Here is a 17,505-nt window from a genome sequence, read left to right on the forward strand (position 1 = left end):
CCCCTCTCGTCCTCGTCGGTACAGCGCGCCGGTCCCGCGCGTCGGTCCCGCGCGTCGGTCCCGCGCGTCAGTCCAGGTGGAAGTACTCCACGAGCCGGTCGCGGGGCCGGTCCCCGCCCTCCGCCGCGGGTGTCCCCGCGGGGGGCGGTAGGAAGTAGCGCGACATGGTCGCCTCCCACCGCGGGGAGACCTCCTCGGCGTCCATGGCCGCGGTCGCCGCCGCGAAGTCGTCGGTCTCGCAGTACCCCACGACGAGCCCGTCCTGCGCCCGCAGGAAGAGCGAGTAGTTGCGCCAGCCCGCGCGCCGCAGGGCGTCCAGCACCTCCGGCCACACGTCCTCGTGGACCCGCAGGTACTCCTCGACGAGCTCCGGGCGCAGGTGCAGCAGGAAGCAGGCCCGATCCACCGCCCGACCCACCACGACGCCCCCGGTCCTCGTCGACCCGCTCTGACACGATTCAGAGCGCAGGCCTCGGAGTCTGCGGGGCCTGCACCCGCGCCGTCAAGCTCTCCGCGACACCCGTCCGGGCGACGAACTGGACGAGACCGATCAAGACTGGGGCCGTGGCCGCCGATGAGTCGGGTGTGAGCGACACCTACCGTCTCGTGACCCGCAGCGACTTCGACGGTCTCGTCTGCGCCGTGCTGCTGCGCCAGCTCGACCTCGTCGACGAGATCACCTTCGTGCACCCCAAGGACGTGCAGGACGGTGTCGTGGAGGTGACCGGCCGCGACATCCTCACGAACCTGCCCTACGACCCGCGGGCGCACCTCGTGTTCGACCACCACCACTCCGAGACGCTGCGCAACGCCGGTGCCGCCAACCACGTCATCGACGCCGACGCCCCGTCCGCGGCCCGCGTCGTGTACGACCACTTCGGTGGCGCCGACCGCTTCCCGAAGATCTCCGACGAGCTCATGCACGCCGTCGACCAGGCCGACTCCGCGCAGTACGACGTCTCGGAGATCCTCGAGCCCACCGGCTGGACGCTGCTGAACTTCCTCATGGACTCGCGGACCGGTCTGGGCCGCTTCCGCGACTTCCGCATCTCGAACTACCAGCTGATGATGCAGCTCATCGACAGCTGCATCGACTACCAGGACGTCGAGGAGATCCTCGCCCTGCCCGACGTGGCCGAGCGCGTCGAGCTGTTCCACGCCCAGGCCGAGCTGTTCAAGGCCCAGCTGGAGCGCGTCACCACCCTGCACGGCGACGTCGCCGTCCTGGACCTGCGCGAGGAGGAGACGATCCACGCCGGGAACCGGTTCTTCGTCTACGCCCTGTTCCCGCAGGCCCGCGTCTCGGTCCACGTCATGTGGGGCCGGGCGAAGCAGAACACCGTGTTCGCCGTGGGCAAGTCCATCGTCGACCGCACGTCGCCGGTCGACGTCGGGGGCGTGTGCCTGGAGTACGGCGGCGGCGGGCACCTCGCTGCCGGCACCTGCCAGGTGCCGCACGAGGACTCCGAGCGCGTGCTGGGCGAACTCGTCGGCGAGCTGCGGGCGCGCTGAGGCGACGTCAGAGCGGACCAGGGTCGAAAACGTCCTCGATCGCGCACTCGAACAGCCGGGCCAGCCGAAACGCGAGCGGCAGGCTGGGGTCGAAGCGGCCCTTCTCGATCGAGATCACTGTCTGACGGGAAACTCCCAGCTCCTCCGCCAGTCGCGCCTGCGACCACCCCAGTCGCGACCGGCGGGCGGTTACGGAGTTCTCCACCGGTCACGATCCCGCTCGACGCTGCACGCAGAACCGCACCGCAGCGTCGGCGAGGCCGGCCAGCAGCACGGCGCAGAGCACACCCGTGCCACCGACCTCGGTGTCCGTCACGGACAGCAGGGTCAGGAACAGACCGCAGCCGGTCGCGAGGTCGAGGAAGGCGCCCGCACAGGCCCGCTCGAACCAGACCTTCTCCACGCTGTCCTCGGCCCGGGGATCGGCGGGGCCGAGCTGCCGGGAACGGACGAGGACCCACCCGAGCGAGACGCAGGGGAAGGCCGCGGCGCCGGCGAAGACCGCGAAGCGCACCGAGCGGAGCGGTGGTTCTCCCGCCCACGCCGCCATCGCCCCGAGCGACGCCGCCGCCACCAGCCCCAGCAGCAGGGCGAGGGGGAACGCCGTCGTGCGCGGTCGTCGAGAAGGAAGCGCCTCCATCCTCGTAGTCAAGGAGACTTGACACCCGGTGTCAAGTGTCCTTGACCGAGGAAACGACTGCCGGGCAGCTCTCCTAGACTCCGTCCCCGGAGGTGGGACGTGAGCGAGCACGGGGAGGACGCGCCGGACGGCGACGGTGGCCGGGGGCCGGTCAAGTCGGCCGAACGCACCGTCCGCATCCTGCAGGCGCTCGCGCAACCGCCGTACGTCCTGTCGGTCGGGCAGCTGCAGGAGCGCACGGGGTACCCGCGCTCCAGCCTGCACGCGCTGCTGCGCACGCTCGTGGACCTGCGGTGGGTCGAACCGCCGTCGACCGGGACCGGGGGTTCGGGCGGGTACGGCATCGGGTCGCAGGCGCTGCTGACCGGCACGGCCTACCTCGACCGGGACCCCGCCCTGCCGTGGGCGCTGGCCGCCGTCGAGGCCGTGCGGGACGAGACGCGCTGCACCACGCACGTGGCGCGCCTGGAACCGGGTGGCAACGTGGTGTACCTGGCCACCCGCGAAGCGCCGGAGGCGCACCGCACGCACTCCCGCGTGGGGCGGTTCCTGCCCGCCTACGCGACCGCGCTCGGCAAGGCGCTGCTCGCCGAACGGTCCGCGGCCGAGCTCGACGGGCTGCTGCCGCGGGGGGCGTTCCCCGCGCTGACCCCGGACACCGTCCCCGACCGCACCACCCTCGACGCCGAGCTGGCCGACGTCCGCCGCCGCGGGTGGGCGCTCGAGCAGGGCCAGAACCTCCCCGGCACGGTGTGCGTCGGGGTGCGCGTGGAGTACCGCATCCCGGCGACGGACGCGCTCAGCTGCAGCCTGCCCGCCGACCTCGCCACCGACGCGGAGGTCGACCGCGTGGCGGACGCCCTCGCGCGCGCCGCGAACCGGCTCGCCCGCGACCTGCGGGCGGCGGGCGTCCGCTGATCCCCCTCAGCCGGTGAGGTCCCGCAGGCGGTCGACGAAACCCGCCACCGGCCCGGCGGTGACCATCCCGCTCCCGGCACCGGCGAACTCGTCGGCGACGGGTTCCAGCCGCGGCAGCAACCGCGCGGACACCACGTCGTCGCGCAGCTCCGCGGCCGCCGCGGCGAGGAAGCAGCGGAACAGGTCGGCGAAGTGCCCCGGGGGCGGCTCGCCGGCCGCCCGCAGCGCGGTCCGGGCGGCCTCCCGGTCCCCGGACCCCAGCAGCGCCAGGGGTCCCGTCCACGCGGCGAAGGGGCCGGCGGCGCACGCACCGGGCACCGCCCGGCCGTGCTGCAGGTGCGCCGCCGCGACCGCCACCTCCAGCAGCCCCTCCTCCAGGCCGGGCATCCCCTGCCCCCGCGTCGCCTCGACCTGCCGGCGGTACCCGGCCAGGACGGTCTCGAAGCGCGCCCCGTCCAGGGCCTCGCGGAGCGCCCCGTACCAGCCGGTGAACACCTCGACGAGCGGGGCCCCCTCGGCCGCGGCGAGGTCCCGCGCGGCCCGCACGTGCCGGTCCGCCGTGACGAGGTCGGCGGTGGCGCAGGCGGTGTGCGCCACCACGAGGTGCCCCAGCACCTCGTGCGCCCACAACTCGTGGCGAGCGGACACGGCCACGAGTTCCTCACCGGTGCGCCGGCGGTCCGCCGTCGTGCCGTCCTCGAAGCCGGCGAGGTAGCGGGCGCCGAGCGCGTGCACGAGCAGGGTGGGATCCCCCAGCCGCCGGGCCAGGCGCTCGGCCTCGGCCGCGGGGGCCGCGCTCCCCCCGACACCACGGCGCTCCACCGCCAGCGTGGCGAGGAGCCGGGCCCTCCCCGGCTCGCCCGGGCCGGCGCGCAGCAGGTGCTCGGCAGCGGCGACGACGCGGGCGGCCTGCGCCGGGTCGTCGGAACGCCACCACAGGGCGGGCACGTCGAAACCGCCGACCACCCGGGCCGCCGTCCGGGGCGTCGGCGCGCCACCGGCCTCGAACGCGTCGAGCGCGGCCGAGCGACCGGAACGCGCCGCCCGCAGCCCCTCGGCTCCCGTCACCGCCAGGTGCCGCAGGGCGTCGACGGAGGCCTCCCAGCGGACACCGGGACCGTCGGCGAGCACCGTCGCCTCGGCCTCGCGCAACCCCGGCCCGGGGTCGAGTCCCAGTTCCCCGACGAGCAGCGACCGCGCGGACCGCAGGACGTCCAGCGCCTCGGCGCGCCGGCCGGCGGCCGCGAGCGCCAGGGCGAGCAGCCGCCAGCCCTCCTCCCGCCAGGGGTTCTCCTCGGTGTGCCGCAGCAGGTCCGGGACGGCCGACCCCGGGTTCGCCGACCGCAGCCGGGCCGCCGCGAGGAGTTCGACGACCCGCAGCCGTTCCCCGGTCAACCGGTCCCGTTCGGCGCGGACCCAGGGGGTCTGGCCGAGACCGTCCAGAGCCGGTCCCCGCCACAGCGCGAGGGCGCCCTCGAGCGTCGGCACGTCGGCGTCCGCGGGGACCCGGGAGGCGTCGACGTCCGTCGCGGCGCGCAGGGCGTAGCCCGCGCCGACCGTCACGAGCGTGCGGGCAGGGGCGCGCGCCGGACGGTCCGGTTCCAGGGCCCGGCGCAACGCGGCGACGAACGTGCGGACCGCCGTCACGGCCCCCGCGGGCGGAGCGGTCCACAGGTCCTCGACGAGGACGTCGACGGGGACGACCCGTCCCCCGGCGAGCGCGAGCCGGGCGAGCACCTCCCGGTGCCGCGGCCCGGGCAGGGCGATCTCGGCGGCCGTTCCCTCGTCCCCCTCGACACCGCGCCAGGCCACCACGGGGCCGAGCAGGCCGATCCGGACGTCCACACCCCCATCGTGCCGTGCGCTCATCCGCTGCTCATCGGACGTGGGGAGGCTCGGCGCATGACCGAGTTCATCGAAGGAGCGGACGGCGTCCGGATCGCCGTGGACGTCCACGGGGCCGGTACGCCCCTCGTCCTGCTGCACGGGTTCCCGCAGACCCGGCGGATGTGGCGGCACGTCGTCGCCGACCTGTCCACCGACCACACCGTCGTCGCGGCCGACCTGCGCGGCTACGGCGAGAGCGACGCCCCGCCGGCGCGCGACGCGTCCGGCTACCGCGAGGACGTCTACTCGGCCCGGACGATGGCCCGGGACGTCGTCGCCGTCGCGGACGCGCTCGACCTCGGCCCGCTCACCGTCGTGGGCCACGACCGGGGAGCGCTCGTGGCGTTCCGGGCGGCGCTGGACCACCCGGACCGGGTCGCCGGTCTCGTCTGCCTCGACGTCGTCCCCACCGTCGACAGCTGGGCCGTCCTGCACGGGGTCTCGGCGGCCGTGGCGTTCCACCTGTACCTGATGGCCCAGCCGGAGGGGCTGCCCGAGACCCTCGTGGAGGCGGCTCCTCGGGAGTTCTTCGGCCACTTCCTCGACGCGTGGGCGCAGGACCCGAGCGTGCTCGACGACGTCCGCGAGCACTACCTCCAGGCGTCCTCGGCCCGGGTGCGCTCGATCGTGGCGGACTTCCGCGCCTCCGCCGGGATCGACCTGGCGCACGACGTGGCCGACCGGGACGCCGGGCGCACGCTGCCGGTGCCCGTCGGTGTCCTGCAGCAGGACTGGGGACCTCGGCTCGGCCACGACCTGCGCGCGGTGTGGCGGTCGTGGGCGCCGGACGTCGACCACCGGACGACGCGGGCGGGGCACTTCCTGGCCGAGGAGGCACCGGGAGAGGTCGTCGCGCTCGTCCGGGACGTCGCGGCCCGCGCGAGCGGCCCCGGTGGGCCGTCACGTGCCCAGGCAGGGTCCCGTCCCGAGGGCGGCCAGGCCCGTCAGATCCCCTGCGGCGTGCTCGACCGGACCTGACGTCGACGGGTTCACGAGCTGACCGGGGTCCTCGACGTGGGCCAGACCCACGAGGTGGGCGAACTCGTGCAGGCGGACCGGCTCCACGAGCGCGGCCCGGTCCGGGCGGGACGGGTCGACCGGTGGCACCCGGCCAGCGTCACCCACGACCTCGCACCGGGGCGGCGCTCCCGGCACCGGGTGCCCCGGACGGGTCAGCGGCGGGGCACGAACCGGGACAACCCGGCCGCGGCGGCCACCGCCAGCACCGCGACGCCCCCGGTGGCGACGACCAGTCCCCCGGCGCCCGCGAGCGCCCCCACGAGCAACGGGCCGGAGGCGGCGCCGGTGTCGGTGACGAGCCGCCACGCGCCGAGGAAGACGGCGCGGCCGCCGGGGGGTGCGTGGTCCGCGCCGAGGGTCATGACGAGCCCGGCGCCCATGCCGTTGCCGATCCCCATGACGACGGCGACGAGGGCCACCGTCCACGCGTCGTGGGAGAACGGCAGCAGCACGTGCCCGACGGCGAGCACCAGCATCGACGGCACCCCGACGGCCGCGCGCCCGACCCGGTCCATGACCGAGCCGGCCGGGTAGAACAGCAGCATGTCGACGGCCCCGGAGACGCCGGCGACGAGGCTCGTCGTGGTGGCGTCGAGGCCGACGTGGTCGCACCACAGGGGCAGCACCGTCTGCCGGGACTGCCGGACGGCCTGGACCGCGAGCGCCGCGACGCCGAGGGTGGCGAGCAGGCGCGCGTGGGCGGCGAACACCTCCCGCAGCGTCGGGGCGGGGCCGTGGTGGACCTCGTCGAGCTCGGGGTCGGGCAGCACGAGGACGACGACCGCGGCGGCCAGCGCGGCGAGGACCGCGACGGCGTAGGACCCGCGCACCCCGGCGACGGCGCTGCCGGCGGCGCCGAGGAACGGGCCCACGAACGTGCCGATGCGTCCCACCCCGCCGAGGGTGGACAGCGCCCGGGCCCGCAGGTGCGGCGGGGCGGCGGCGGTGAGGAACGACTGCCGTGCCAGTCCCCACACGGCCGAGGCCAGTCCGAGGGCGAGGACGCAGACGGCGAGCAACGCCTCCCGGGGCGCGAACGCGGCCCCCGCCAGCGCGAGCCCGGAGACGACCGCGGCGGTGAGCATCGCGACGCGTTCGCCGGTGCGGGTGACGAGGGCCCCGGCCGGCAGGGCGCCCGCCACCTGCCCGACGCCGAGGAGGGCGACGATGACGGCCGAGGCCGCGACGGAGGCGCCGAGGTCGCGGGCGGTGAGGGGCAGGACGGGCAGGACCGCGCCCTGGCTGGTGCTGAACAGGGCCGCGGGGGCGTACACCGCGGCGAGGGGGCGCCACCCGCCGAAGACCGGTCCGGAGGGGGTGGGCACCGCAGCACCCTCGCAGGGTCAGCGGGCGAGGGCGAACCCGGTGGTGCGGACGCGGCGGGCGCGCAGGGCGATCCCGGCGGAACGGGCCAGGAGCATCCCGAGGACGGAGAAGACGATCCCGTTGCCGATGACCGCGGCGATGTCGCCCACCGCAACGCCGTGCAGGTACAGCCAGGTGCCCCACTGCTGCCCGAACCAGTGCTGCGCGCCGTAACCGACGGCGAAGCGCAGGACGCAGGCGCCGATCCAGAAACCGAGGTAGCCGGCACCGGCGCGGGTGACGACCTCCCCGGTGGCCTCGTCGCGACCGGTGCGGGCCAGGGCGACGGCCCCCAGGCCCAGGAGCAGACCGGCCAGTGCGCCGGCCACCTCGACGGCCAGGCCGACGCCGCGGGTCACGACGTGGGAGGCGAAGAACAGGGCGATCGGACCGCCGGTGAGCAGCGGCCGCAGGAGGCGGCCCCAGGTGACGCGGCGCACGCCGCGGTCGGCCAGCAGGGTCGTGAGGATCATCGTGGCGGCGATGACGAGGGAGGTGGTGAGGGACATCGGGGACTCCTCGACGGGGGCTGGTGGTGCGGACACCAGGACCCTCCCGCCGGCAGGCACCCCCGGGCATCGACCGCCGGGCCGGTCGCGGGTGGAACCCGCAGGTGGAGGTCTCCACCCCTACCGGTGGGCGCGGGAGGGGATCTGGGTCGCGAGCTTGCCGCCGGAGACGTCGAGGAGGGTGCCGGTGACGTAGGACGCGGCGTCGCTGGCGAGGAACACCAGCAGGTTCGCGACGTCGTCGGCGCTCTCCCACCGGCGCAGGGACAGGGTGTCGAGCAGTTCGGCGGCGGCGGCCGGCGGGAGGTCGGCGAAACCGTTCATGGCGGTGGGCACCATGCCCGGGGCGTAGGCGTTGACGGTGATGTCGTACGGGCCGAGCTCGGAGGCCAGGACGCGCGTGAACTGCACGACGGCGGCCTTGGACGCGGCGTAGGCGGCGCTGCCCACGCTCGGGACGATCGCGGCGAAGGAGGCGGCGTTGAGGATGCGCCCGCGGCGGCGGGGTTTCATGACCTCGGCGACGGCCTGGCTGACGAGGAACACCCCGCCGACGTTGACGTCGAGGCACCGGCGGAACCGGTCCCAGGTCAGGTCGGCGACGCGGCCGTCGACGTTGACGCCGGCGTTGTTCACGAGGACGTCCACGGTGCCCCAGCGCTCGACGACGGTGTCGACGGCGGTCTGCACGGACCCCGGGTCGGTGACGTCGCACGTGATCCTCGCGATCTGCTCCGGGAGGTCGTCCTCGAAGGCGAGGTCGAGGGCCGCGACGTGCGCGCCCTCGGTGGTGAACCGCTGCGCCAGGGTGCGGCCGATGCCGCGGCCGGCGCCGGTGACCACGACGACGCGGTCGGACAGGTCGAGGTGCACGGGTCGTCCTCTCGTCGGTGGACCAACCCGATTGAGCATACTGTTCGGGTGGACGGGCGAGCGGAGGAGACAGCGGTGGGACGAGTCCTGTGGGTCACGGGTGCCGGTTCCGGCATGGGCCGGGCCGTCGCCCGGTCAGCCGTGGCGGCCGGCTGGACGGTGGTCCTCAGCGGCCGTCGCGCCGACGCCCTGCACGAGACGGCGACCTCCGCGGGCGGGACGTGCCGTGAACTGCCCCTCGACGTGCGCGACGACGACGCCGTCCGCGCCGCGCGGGACCGCGTCGTCGACGAGTTCGGGCGCATCGACGGGCTCGTGCTCGCCGCCGGGCGGAACACCCCCCGCCGGGGCTGGGACGACCAGGAGATCGCCACGTTCCACGACGTGGTGGCCGTGAACCTCGGCGCCGTCGTCACGGTGCTGGACGCGACGCTGCCGGACCTGCGCGCCAGTTCCGGGGTGGCGGTCGTCGTCTCCTCGTACGCGGGCTGGTCGTTCCACCCGAGCGCCGGGGTGGCTTACTCCGCCAGCAAGACCGCGCTCGGGTCCGTCGTCCGGACCCTCAACGCGACCGAGGCGGGCAACGGGGTCCGCGCGTGCCACCTGTGCCCCGGCGACGTGGCCACGGACTTCCTCGACCAGCGACCGACCGTCCCCGACGCGGCGGCGCGCGAACGGATGCTGACCCCCGACGACATCGCGCGGACGGTGCAGTTCGTCCTCGACTCCCCCACCCACGTCCGCATCGACGAACTGGTCGTCTCCCCCGTCGCGCAGCGGTGAGCAGCCCCGCGTTCGGCCGGGTCCTCGACCACGTCGGCGCGGCCGTCGTCACCGGCGACCTCCCGGCGGGGGCACGGACGTCGGTGGACGCGCTCGTCGAGGAGACCCTCGCCTCGCGCAGCATCGTGCGCGAGGCCACCCGGGTGCTCGTCGCGCTCGGGTTGCTGACCGCCGGACCCCGGGTCGGGCTGGTCGTCCAACCCGCGACCCGCTGGAACCTCCTGGACCCCCACGTCGTCCGCTGGCGGCTGGCCGGACCGGACCGGGCGGCGCAGCTGCGGGAACTGCGAGAACTCCGCACCGCCGTCGAACCCGTTGCGGCGCGAGCCGCAGCCCGGCGGGCCGACTCCGCGACCAGGACCCGCCTGCGGGACCTGGCCACCGCTCTGGACACCGTCCTCGACACGGCCCCGGGGGACTTCTCCCGCCTCGACGCCGCCCTGCACTCCGAACTCCTGCACGCGGCCGGCAACCCGATGCTCGTCACCCTGGGGGCCGTGGTGGCGCTCGCCGTCCGCGACCGCGCCGAGGTGCCCCCGCGACGGCTGGACGTGCGGTTGCACGCGGACCTGGCCCGGTCCGTCGCCGACGGGGACGACGACCTGGCGGGGGGACTGGTCGCGCGGATCGTCCGGCGCACGTCAGGGGAGTGAGTCGACGACCTCCACCAGCGGGGCGTACAGGCGCATCGCGTCGAGCGCGCGGGTGTGGTCGGCCTCGCTCGCCCCGGCGCACGCCTCGGCCACCACCGTGACCCCGACGCCGTCGTCGGCCGCGGGCAGGACCGTGGACAGCACGCAGCAGTCGGTCGACACGCCACCGACGACGAGGGGTGCGCCGCCGGTCGCTGCCGCCAGCTCAGGTCCCCACTTGCCGAACGTCGTGCGCGTCACGACCTCGAACCCGCTGCCCGCGAACGGGTCGACGAGGTCGTAGAGCGGGTCACCGGAAGGAACGAGGGCGAACGGGAACTGCTCGTAGTACGGGCCCCAGGCCCCCGCCGGCCGAGCGGGGGCGACGAACCGGGTCAGGACGACGCGCGGGGCGAAGCGATCGGCGAGCCGGGCGCAGGCCGCGGCCGCGGCGTCGAAGCGCGGGGCGGCCCACGGGCTGTCGGGCGCACCGAAGACCCGCTGCAGGTCGACCAGGACGAGCCAGGGGTCGGTCACGCCCGGAACGCTACCCGCGGCCGGGCCCGCCCGTCCGGCACAGTGCTGTCGTGAGCACTCGTCGACTGATCTCCAGCGGTGGCCCCTGGGAGGCCACCGTCGGCTACTCGCGCGCCGTCCGCGTCGGCGACCACGTGAGCGTGGCCGGCACCACCGCCGCCACCCCGGACGGCCCCGCCGGCGGTGACGACCTCGCCGAGCAGACGCGCGTCTGCCTGACGCGCATCCGCGCGGCCCTGCTCGAAGCCGGCGCGACCCTCGAGGACGTCGTGCGGACCCGGATGTTCGTCACCGACATCTCCCGCTGGGAGGAGGTGGGCCGCGTCCACGGCGAGTTCCTCGGTCACGTCCGACCGGCGGCCACGATGGTCCAGGTCGGTGCCCTCATCGACCCCCGGCTGCTCGTCGAGATCGAGGCGGACGCCGTCATCGCCCGGTGACCGGGCGGAGGTGCTCGGCCTCGACCCACGCCTCGACGAGGACGGGATCGTCCCCAGGCACGACGTAGACGACGCGCCCCCGCCACCCCGCGGGCCCCCGGACCCACGCCACGACGACCCCCGGCCAGAGGTCCGGACCGTCCGGCGCCTGCACCCAGCAGTGCCGGGCGGCGGGCCGCTCACCCCGGGACTGCTGCTCCCGCAGCACCTGCTCGCGGTGCACCCCCTCGTAGAGCGGACGCTGCCCGTTCCTGCGCAGCTGACCCCCGGACACCCGACCACTGTGCCAGAGGTCGAACAAGCGTACGAACCAGTGGCTGCGGCGCGAGCGGTCCGCGTGTCGTGCCTCAGGACATCGGTGACACTTCCGCATCAGGGCATCGGCGGCACTCGCGATGGTCCTGGTGGTGACACTCCTCAGGTCCTCCGGCCCGCTCCGCTGCCCTCCACTCCCGTCTCCCGTAAGCGCGCGGTGAGTTGGTCGGGCCGGCGAGCGCCGGGGAAGACGGTCACCCCCTGGCAGCGAGCTCACGAGCGGCGTGCAAACCCCTCCCCCGAGATGCGCCGGTGATCGACGCGGTGTTCATGCCTCCCCCGTGGCCGGCTGGTGGGGTGCGTCAGCGACCCTCGTGCCCGGGATCGGCAGTACCAGGCTCAGGCTGCCCGTCTCGCCACGGGACCACGAGAGGCCGACTCGGCCGCGGTCGGCGCACTGGCACTCGTGGTCGAAGGCGATGTCGTGCGTCCTCCGGTGCTGCGACTGCCCGAGCGCATCACGACCTCTCGGGGGTACCGGCGTTCCGCCGCACCCACCTGTGGCTGCGCTTCGTCGCTGACGCCACCTCCACGTCCCGGGTGGTCACCGAAGGACTGGACGGGGCGCGCCTCGATCGCAGCGCCGTCGCCCGGGCGCGCGCCGCCCTGGCCCGCTACCCGCAGGACGCCCGGCTGTGGGACGAACGACCCGTGGAGCACCGCTGCAGCGACGTCGAGAGCTACGACGTCCCCGGCCTCTGCCGCCTCACCCTGGACTGCGAGAGCCTGGCGGTTCCCGACGACGACCAGACACTGGTCGTGCACTCCGCCGCGCCGGAAGCTCAGACGCCGACGGGCTCGAGCTGGTGAGGGGTCTCACGGCATGAGGCTCACGCGTGGATCCCGCTCCGCGAGGTCAGCGCCTGCCCGTCCGCGTCCCGCGACGCGCGTGGACCTGAACGACCTCCCGGTCGTTCCCCGGTGAGCTCACCTCGACGGACGGGAGGAGGGAGCAGGGCAACCCGGCAGAGCTGCTCGTCGTCTTCACCGTGGACCGGGCCAGGAGGAGGGTGTGGGGTGCAGGAGTCGTTCGAGGGGTTCGTGTCCACCTGGGGTGGGCGGCTGCTGGGGACCGCGGTGCTGATGACCGGAGACCGCGCCGAGGCCGAAGACCTCCTGCAGGACGTCCTGGAACGTCTGTACCCCCGCTGGGAGCGCATCGACGACCCGCTGGCCTACACCCGCACCGCCATGTCGCGGGCCCTGACCGATCGGTGGCGCCGCGCTGGGCGACGCCCCCGCCAGGTCCCGCTCGGGGAACGCCACGACCGCGCCGTGACCGACGGCGCCACCGAACGCGCCGCCCGCTCGGAGATCGTCGAGCACCTGCGTCGGCTGCCCCCGCGGCAGCGGGCGGTGATCGTGCTGCGCTACTTCGAGGACTGGTCGGAGGAGAAGGTCGCCGACGAGCTCGACATCGCCCGCGGCACCGTGAAGAGCCAGACCGCCAAGGGCATGGCCACCCTGCGCCGGCTCCTGGGTGAGCACGACACCCACGACGGGGACTCGGTGGGCGACGCGGCGGCGACAGACCACGCGAGGGAGGCGGCGGCACCGTGAACGCGCGAGAACCCCACTCCCCCCACCGACGGCCCGGCCGAGACCTCGCCCGTGACACCGGGGAAGCGGCCACGCAAGACACCGAGCCGGCAAGGCTGCACAGACGTGGAGGAGAGCAGATGACGGCAGGACACCTCGGCACCGACGATCGCCGCGACGACCCTCAGCAGCACCTGGAGCAGCGTCTGCGGCGGGAGATGACCGAGGCGGTGACACCGCTCGCGACCCCGCCGTGGCTGGTGGCCGCCGCCGTCCGTGGTGGGCGTCAGCGCGCGCGCCGCCGCCGCGCCGTGACCACGGCGCTGATCAGCGCCCCGATCGCTGTCGCAGCGACCACGGTCGTCGTCACCGGGACCGGCGACCCCACCGGCTGGTTCGGTCCGCAGCCTGCTGGTCCGGACGAACGGTCCTCGGTGGCCGCGACCGCACCCACCGCTGGTTCCCTGTCCACCGTCGACCCAGCCCCCACGACGCCTCCTGCCGCAACTCCTGAGACGACCGCCTCGGCCGACCTGACCGCCGAGCGGGCCTCGGCCGCGGCTGCCGCGACGCAGGAACTCGCCCGGGAGCAGCTCAGCGCGCAGCAGCGGCAGTGGGCTGCAGACCTCACCGCTCAGGGTGAACCGGAACTGGCGGCCTTCTTCGGCGCCGGTTACGACTACGCCGATGCCGTGGCCTTGGGGCGGATCTGGAAGCTGGACCCCAGCCAGGCCAAGACCACCGCCGGGGCAGATCTGATGGCGGGTCGAGCGGTGCCGGTGACACCCACCGCGGACGTCTCCCGAGACTCCCCCGGCTGGGAGATCACCGCTTTCGCCGCCGCCGGCTACAGCGTGGACGATGCGACCCGTCTGGGGCAGCTGTGGGGTCTCGACGAGTGGGACGCTCAAGTCGAAGGCGGCCGCCGGCTGCTGGCCGGGCAGGTGCTGCCTCTGCCCCCTTCCGGCGCCACCGTGGATCCGGGGGCGCCGGCCGCGCCCAGCCGGTCGTGACGTGGTCCGACCGGTCGACGTTCCGGATCGGTTTCCGGGGGTCGACCCGGTGACGACCGAGGACCCCCGCCCCGGGCTGCCCGGGTCCGAGGACCCGACGGGAACGGACCGGGCCGAGGACGCACCCGGTCCTCCCGGGGGCGGCTGGGTCGCCTGGGTGGTGGCGCTGTTCGCCCTGGCCGTGCCGTCGGTCCTGGCCGGACTGGCCTACCAGGCGTTCACCGACGACTCGCTGACCCGTCTGAACGGTCTGACCCCGGTGGACGAGGACGGTGACGGTGACGTCTGGGACATCAGCTGGCAACTGCGCTTCAGCCTCCTGTGGAGGGCGGTTCCGGTTCCGCTGTCTCTGCTGGCCCCTCTTGCTGCCCTGTTCATCCTCTGCGCCGTGCTCGTGAGCGGACGTCCTCGGTGGCTGCTGCCGTCGCCGCCGGCACGGTGGATCGCCACCGCGGCCGCCGCACTGGTCGTCGCCGAGAGCGTGACAGCCGCCGGTGTCCTGCTCAGCCAAGCTGTGACCCACCCACGGGACGGCGCCGGCACCGCCGGGCTGCAGTTGACGTCCAGCCCGACCAGCGGGCAGTTGCCCGACGTGGGTCTGGTCGCGCTCGTCCTCCTCGGCTGTGCCCTCTTCGCAACGCTGGCCGCGGTCACCGTGCTGCGGGAGCGCCCCCCGGGCCCGGTGCTGGACGCACCCGCCCCGCCCCCCCTGACCGACCCCTGCCCGGCAACCGACCGGCCCAGCAGACCGATCGCGCCCGTCGCCACCTCACCGCAGCCTCCACGCCCCTCCCAGGAGGAGGAGGTCCTCTACCGGCGACCACCCCCGGCGTGACCCGACGCCCCGACCTCCGTCGGCCTGGTGTTCCAGCGGCACCGGACGTCGCGGACTCGCCGACGGCCACGCGGTCGTGCGACGGCGCAACTACCTGCCGAGCACCGCCCGACAGACCCAGAAGGCCAGAGCCGACAGGCCTGCCCAGCTGAGCGCCCCGAAGGCCAGCAGCAGACAGACGAGGGGCCCCCACACGGAGCCGTCCGCGGAGTTCTGCGCGTGCTGCAGCCAGGCGGCCGCGCTGACGAGGAGCAGGACCCCGACGGCGAGACCACCCAGGGCCGCCGATCGCAGCGGGGCAACGCGTTCGTCCGCGGCGCCGTCCCAGCCCGCGTCGTCGTCGGTCCGCTGCCGGTGGCCGCTGGCGTCGCTCATGGTCACCATCATGGTCGCCGAACCGCGGGGTGGACCGGGGAATCAGCGACCGGGTGCTGAGCTGACGACCCCGCGGTCGTCCCGCGGTGCGCACAGCGCTCAGCTCCCCCGGCGCGCCCCTGCTCACCGCGCCGTTCGAGCCGCCGGGGCGACCGGTGCGGGCACCCCGCCTCCCGCGTCGTCGGATCAGTGCGGCCCGGCGGCCAGGACACGCGCTCGATCCTCCTCACCCAGCTCCGGCAACTGCACCTCACCACCCTCGCGCAGCCGCACCCGCAGCAGGCGGGGACCACCGGGGGGGATCCACGGCCACCTGCGCGACGATCGATCGTCGCGTCGCCTCGTGCGTGACCACGCTCGCAGCGACTCCCGGCGCTTCTGCGTCCGATACCGGAACCAGAACCCGCCGCAGGAGAGTCCGGAAATCGACGTCACAGACGGAGGAACAACCTGCGCGCAAGCGGTGGAACGTCGTCCACATCGCCCACCTCATGCGGTTCGCAGAGGACACGGACCTGCCGACCGGGGCTGTGGTCGCCGTCCGTTCTCACCTGGTCCGTCCCGGCCACGTGGCCTTGACCTGCGCCGGGACGAGTCGGGTGAGAGAGCCAGCCGTCTGAGCTTGCCCCGGGAGGCCGGACACCTGGGATCAGGGGTGCGCCCCTGGGAAGACGGGTGTCATGTCCGCTTCGAGGAAGCAGGCTCGACCGCGCCGGTCGTCCACTGCCGACTTCGAGGCCGAGATCGTCCAACGGTGCCGGACTGGTGACCGCAGCATCGGGCAGGTCGCCCGCGACGTCGACCTGACCGAGACCGCGGTCCGCGAGTGGGTCCGCCAGGCAGAGCGGGACGAGCGCGACGACGGCGGAGCCGGCGGTGGGCTGAGCTTCGATGAGCGCCAGGAGTTGGCGCGGTTGCGGCGGGAGAACCGCCAACTGCGCGAGGACGTCGGAATCCCCGAGCGTGCCACGGATTTCTTCGCCGGTGAGACCCGGTGACGGCGCACCCGTTCCGTCCCGTGCCATCGCGGCGGAGCGAGCCGCTGGACACCGCGTCAAGCGCGCGTGGCAGCTCTCGAAGGTTTCTGTTCGTGTCGAGGCCTGCCTACTACGACAACCACCCCGCCACCGGCCAGCACCGACCGTCCCAGCGTGAGCGCGAGGACACCGAGCTCACCACCGCCATCGTCGACGTCTTCGACGACTCCCAGGGCACCTACGGCTCCCCGCGGGTGCACGCCGAGCTGGCCGCAGCCGGTCGGACGCACTCGCGTGAGCGGATCGCCCGGCTCATGAGCGCGGCCGGGTTGCGCGGCCGACAGCCGAAGCGGTGGAAGACCACGACTGTGCCCGCCCCGGCCGCCGCCGCCGCCGCCGCCGCCTGACGAGGATCGTGGGGACACTCTCCCGCGACGGCCACGCCGCTCGCCGGGCCCGCGTCGAACGGGTGCGGCGTCAGATGGTCAGTGCCAGTTCGTACCCGGTCCGTTCGGCGGAACTCACGGTCAGGACGTACGTCCCGCTGCGCGGCAACGTGATCGTGACGTCCCTCTGCTGCTCCGTGCGAGTCGTGTGCAACGGGGTGCCGTCCGGGGCCACGAGGGTGAAGGCCACGGTCTTGGCCTCCCCGGTCAGCTGGATGTCGGCCTTCTGGCCCTTCGTGGCCTTGAAGGTGTAGCGGTCGTCGTGGCGGGGTTTGACGATCCCGGCGACGGTCGCGGAGCGCTGGCCCTTGACGAACGTGATGGCGCGCTGCGCCGTCCGCGGGATGGTCAGCCGCAGCGAGTAGTCGGTCGCCGTGGGGGAGACGACGTCGACGTAGTACCGGCCGGTCTCGGGCAACTCGTACGTCCAGTTCTTCTGCTGGGCGTCGGCCGCCTCGTGCACGACAGGTCCCGTGGGGCCGATGAGCGTCCAACCGCTGCCCTGGGCGGCGGCTGCGAACCGCAGGTTCGCGGACTGACCGGCCCTCGCGTCGAAGGCGTAGCGGACGTCGCCGTGGTCGGTGAGGTGACCAGTGAGGGTTGCGGCGTCCTTCCCCTTGGCGAAGTGGACGACCCGCTGGGAGGGGATCGTCGGAGCGGCCGTGGCCGCGGAGGCGCTGACCCCGACGACCGCGGCGGCAAGACTGGTGACGACGGCCGCGGTGAGGACCGAACGACGCATTGCGGGTACTCCTTCTCGAGTTTCGTACCGTCGTGGCGACGATGACACTGTGAGGACGCGTCGGACTCCGTAGTTGTTGCACTGGTTCTCTCCGGGTCGTTCCGCGGGTCGCGGTGCTGACCCTGGCGCTGGCGGCGGCCCCGTTGC

Annotated in this window: 23 protein-coding genes; 12 read left to right on the top strand and 11 right to left on the bottom strand. The window is 74.4% G+C overall.

Going from position 1 to position 17,505, the window contains the following annotated elements; genetic code table 11:
- Positions 1 to 67: 67 nt before the first annotated feature.
- A complete protein-coding gene (locus tag AB2L28_RS04455) occupies positions 68 to 406 on the bottom strand; it encodes an L-rhamnose mutarotase (protein ID WP_370717524.1) in 339 nt (112 codons plus the stop codon).
- A 179-nt stretch (positions 407 to 585) separates the two neighbouring features.
- On the opposite strand from AB2L28_RS04455, the gene AB2L28_RS04460 reads away from it, so the two are divergent.
- Entirely contained in the window at positions 586 to 1,512 is a 927-nt protein-coding gene (locus AB2L28_RS04460) for a DHH family phosphoesterase (RefSeq protein WP_370717525.1), read from the top strand.
- Between the two features lie 7 nt (positions 1,513 to 1,519).
- Here the strand turns inward: AB2L28_RS04460 and AB2L28_RS04465 are convergent, their stop codons facing one another.
- Both AB2L28_RS04465 and AB2L28_RS04470 read right to left on the bottom strand, forming a co-directional pair.
- Positions 1,520 to 1,717, bottom strand: a complete 198-nt coding sequence (locus AB2L28_RS04465; protein ID WP_370717526.1) for a helix-turn-helix transcriptional regulator — start codon at positions 1,715 to 1,717, stop codon at positions 1,520 to 1,522.
- Positions 1,718 to 1,720: 3 nt separating this feature from the next.
- Positions 1,721 to 2,152, bottom strand: a complete 432-nt coding sequence (locus AB2L28_RS04470) for a hypothetical protein (protein ID WP_370717527.1) — start codon at positions 2,150 to 2,152, stop codon at positions 1,721 to 1,723.
- A gap of 99 nt (positions 2,153 to 2,251) precedes the next feature.
- Here AB2L28_RS04470 and AB2L28_RS04475 point away from each other — a divergent pair, with 99 nt between their 5' ends.
- Positions 2,252 to 3,070, top strand: coding sequence for an IclR family transcriptional regulator (locus AB2L28_RS04475; protein WP_370717528.1), 819 nt, complete (start codon positions 2,252 to 2,254; stop codon positions 3,068 to 3,070).
- Between the two features lie 6 nt (positions 3,071 to 3,076).
- Here AB2L28_RS04475 and AB2L28_RS04480 read toward each other — a convergent pair whose 3' ends face one another.
- The gene (locus tag AB2L28_RS04480) at positions 3,077 to 4,915 is read right to left on the bottom strand and encodes an AfsR/SARP family transcriptional regulator (RefSeq protein WP_370717529.1); all 1,839 of its coding nucleotides are present in this window, start codon (positions 4,913 to 4,915) and stop codon (positions 3,077 to 3,079) included.
- A 57-nt stretch (positions 4,916 to 4,972) separates the two neighbouring features.
- Here AB2L28_RS04480 and AB2L28_RS04485 point away from each other — a divergent pair, with 57 nt between their 5' ends.
- A complete protein-coding gene (locus AB2L28_RS04485) occupies positions 4,973 to 5,935 on the top strand; it encodes an alpha/beta fold hydrolase (protein WP_370717530.1) in 963 nt (320 codons plus the stop codon).
- 194 nt (positions 5,936 to 6,129) lie between these two features.
- Here AB2L28_RS04485 and AB2L28_RS04490 read toward each other — a convergent pair whose 3' ends face one another.
- From AB2L28_RS04490 to AB2L28_RS04500, 3 genes are all read right to left on the bottom strand, one after another.
- Positions 6,130 to 7,302 (bottom strand): MFS transporter, encoded by a 1,173-nt coding sequence (locus AB2L28_RS04490; protein ID WP_370717531.1) that lies wholly within the window; start codon positions 7,300 to 7,302, stop codon positions 6,130 to 6,132.
- Between the two features lie 18 nt (positions 7,303 to 7,320).
- Positions 7,321 to 7,851, bottom strand: coding sequence for a hypothetical protein (locus AB2L28_RS04495; protein ID WP_370717532.1), 531 nt, complete (start codon positions 7,849 to 7,851; stop codon positions 7,321 to 7,323).
- Between the two features lie 120 nt (positions 7,852 to 7,971).
- Positions 7,972 to 8,724, bottom strand: a complete 753-nt coding sequence (locus tag AB2L28_RS04500) for an SDR family NAD(P)-dependent oxidoreductase (RefSeq protein WP_370717533.1) — start codon at positions 8,722 to 8,724, stop codon at positions 7,972 to 7,974.
- Positions 8,725 to 8,799: 75 nt separating this feature from the next.
- On the opposite strand from AB2L28_RS04500, the gene AB2L28_RS04505 reads away from it, so the two are divergent.
- Both AB2L28_RS04505 and AB2L28_RS04510 read left to right on the top strand, forming a co-directional pair.
- Entirely contained in the window at positions 8,800 to 9,507 is a 708-nt protein-coding gene (locus tag AB2L28_RS04505) for an SDR family oxidoreductase (RefSeq protein ID WP_370717534.1), read from the top strand.
- Positions 9,504 to 10,160, top strand: coding sequence for a FadR/GntR family transcriptional regulator (locus AB2L28_RS04510; RefSeq protein WP_370717535.1), 657 nt, complete (start codon positions 9,504 to 9,506; stop codon positions 10,158 to 10,160). Before AB2L28_RS04505 ends, AB2L28_RS04510 begins: the two co-directional genes overlap by 4 nt.
- Here the strand turns inward: AB2L28_RS04510 and AB2L28_RS04515 are convergent.
- Positions 10,149 to 10,676, bottom strand: a complete 528-nt coding sequence (locus AB2L28_RS04515; protein ID WP_370717536.1) for a cysteine hydrolase family protein — start codon at positions 10,674 to 10,676, stop codon at positions 10,149 to 10,151. The two genes, AB2L28_RS04510 and AB2L28_RS04515, sit on opposite strands and share 12 nt — an antisense overlap.
- A gap of 50 nt (positions 10,677 to 10,726) precedes the next feature.
- Here AB2L28_RS04515 and AB2L28_RS04520 point away from each other — a divergent pair, with 50 nt between their 5' ends.
- Positions 10,727 to 11,116, top strand: coding sequence for a RidA family protein (locus tag AB2L28_RS04520; protein ID WP_370717537.1), 390 nt, complete (start codon positions 10,727 to 10,729; stop codon positions 11,114 to 11,116).
- On the opposite strand, the gene AB2L28_RS04525 is transcribed toward AB2L28_RS04520, so the two are convergent.
- Positions 11,103 to 11,390, bottom strand: a complete 288-nt coding sequence (locus AB2L28_RS04525; protein ID WP_370717538.1) for a hypothetical protein — start codon at positions 11,388 to 11,390, stop codon at positions 11,103 to 11,105. The genes AB2L28_RS04520 and AB2L28_RS04525 overlap by 14 nt on opposite strands.
- A 581-nt stretch (positions 11,391 to 11,971) precedes the next feature.
- On the opposite strand from AB2L28_RS04525, the gene AB2L28_RS04530 reads away from it, so the two are divergent.
- The 4 genes from AB2L28_RS04530 to AB2L28_RS04545 all read left to right on the top strand — a co-directional run bounded on the left by AB2L28_RS04530 (position 11,972) and on the right by AB2L28_RS04545 (position 14,818).
- A complete protein-coding gene (locus AB2L28_RS04530; RefSeq protein ID WP_370717539.1) occupies positions 11,972 to 12,241 on the top strand; it encodes an MmyB family transcriptional regulator in 270 nt (89 codons plus the stop codon).
- A gap of 207 nt (positions 12,242 to 12,448) precedes the next feature.
- A complete protein-coding gene (locus tag AB2L28_RS04535; RefSeq protein ID WP_370717540.1) occupies positions 12,449 to 12,991 on the top strand; it encodes a SigE family RNA polymerase sigma factor in 543 nt (180 codons plus the stop codon).
- A 119-nt stretch (positions 12,992 to 13,110) separates the two neighbouring features.
- The gene (locus tag AB2L28_RS04540) at positions 13,111 to 13,983 is read left to right on the top strand and encodes a hypothetical protein (RefSeq protein WP_370717541.1); all 873 of its coding nucleotides are present in this window, start codon (positions 13,111 to 13,113) and stop codon (positions 13,981 to 13,983) included.
- Positions 13,984 to 14,032: 49 nt separating this feature from the next.
- The gene (locus AB2L28_RS04545) at positions 14,033 to 14,818 is read left to right on the top strand and encodes a hypothetical protein (RefSeq protein ID WP_370717542.1); all 786 of its coding nucleotides are present in this window, start codon (positions 14,033 to 14,035) and stop codon (positions 14,816 to 14,818) included.
- Positions 14,819 to 14,908: 90 nt separating this feature from the next.
- Here the strand turns inward: AB2L28_RS04545 and AB2L28_RS04550 are convergent, their stop codons facing one another.
- Positions 14,909 to 15,193: a hypothetical protein gene (locus AB2L28_RS04550; protein WP_370717543.1), complete on the bottom strand. Its 285-nt coding sequence runs from the start codon at positions 15,191 to 15,193 to the stop codon at positions 14,909 to 14,911.
- 680 nt (positions 15,194 to 15,873) lie between these two features.
- Here AB2L28_RS04550 and AB2L28_RS04555 point away from each other — a divergent pair.
- Positions 15,874 to 16,191, top strand: a complete 318-nt coding sequence (locus AB2L28_RS04555; protein ID WP_370717544.1) for a transposase — start codon at positions 15,874 to 15,876, stop codon at positions 16,189 to 16,191.
- 92 nt (positions 16,192 to 16,283) lie between these two features.
- The gene (locus tag AB2L28_RS04560; protein WP_370717545.1) at positions 16,284 to 16,577 is read left to right on the top strand and encodes an IS3 family transposase; all 294 of its coding nucleotides are present in this window, start codon (positions 16,284 to 16,286) and stop codon (positions 16,575 to 16,577) included.
- A 70-nt stretch (positions 16,578 to 16,647) separates the two neighbouring features.
- Here the strand turns inward: AB2L28_RS04560 and AB2L28_RS04565 are convergent, their stop codons facing one another.
- Positions 16,648 to 17,358: a peptidase gene (locus AB2L28_RS04565; RefSeq protein WP_370717546.1), complete on the bottom strand. Its 711-nt coding sequence runs from the start codon at positions 17,356 to 17,358 to the stop codon at positions 16,648 to 16,650.
- Between the last annotated feature and the right edge of the window lie 147 nt (positions 17,359 to 17,505).

Origin of the sequence: Kineococcus mangrovi (assembly GCF_041320705.1) — a bacterium.
Classification (GTDB): domain Bacteria; phylum Actinomycetota; class Actinomycetes; order Actinomycetales; family Kineococcaceae; genus Kineococcus; species Kineococcus mangrovi.

What these genes read in the sequence shown, in the direction of transcription:
- AB2L28_RS04565 (WP_370717546.1), bottom strand. Translation starts at nt 17,358, where the DNA reads ATGCGTCGTTCGGTCCTCACCGCGGCCGTCGTCACCAGTCTTGCCGCC.
- AB2L28_RS04470 (WP_370717527.1), bottom strand. Translation starts at nt 2,152, where the DNA reads ATGGAGGCGCTTCCTTCTCGACGACCGCGCACGACGGCGTTCCCCCTC.
- AB2L28_RS04550 (WP_370717543.1), bottom strand. Translation starts at nt 15,193, where the DNA reads ATGAGCGACGCCAGCGGCCACCGGCAGCGGACCGACGACGACGCGGGC.
- AB2L28_RS04485 (WP_370717530.1), top strand. Translation starts at nt 4,973, where the DNA reads ATGACCGAGTTCATCGAAGGAGCGGACGGCGTCCGGATCGCCGTGGAC.
- AB2L28_RS04495 (WP_370717532.1), bottom strand. Translation starts at nt 7,851, where the DNA reads ATGTCCCTCACCACCTCCCTCGTCATCGCCGCCACGATGATCCTCACG.
- AB2L28_RS04555 (WP_370717544.1), top strand. Translation starts at nt 15,874, where the DNA reads ATGTCCGCTTCGAGGAAGCAGGCTCGACCGCGCCGGTCGTCCACTGCC.
- AB2L28_RS04540 (WP_370717541.1), top strand. Translation starts at nt 13,111, where the DNA reads ATGACGGCAGGACACCTCGGCACCGACGATCGCCGCGACGACCCTCAG.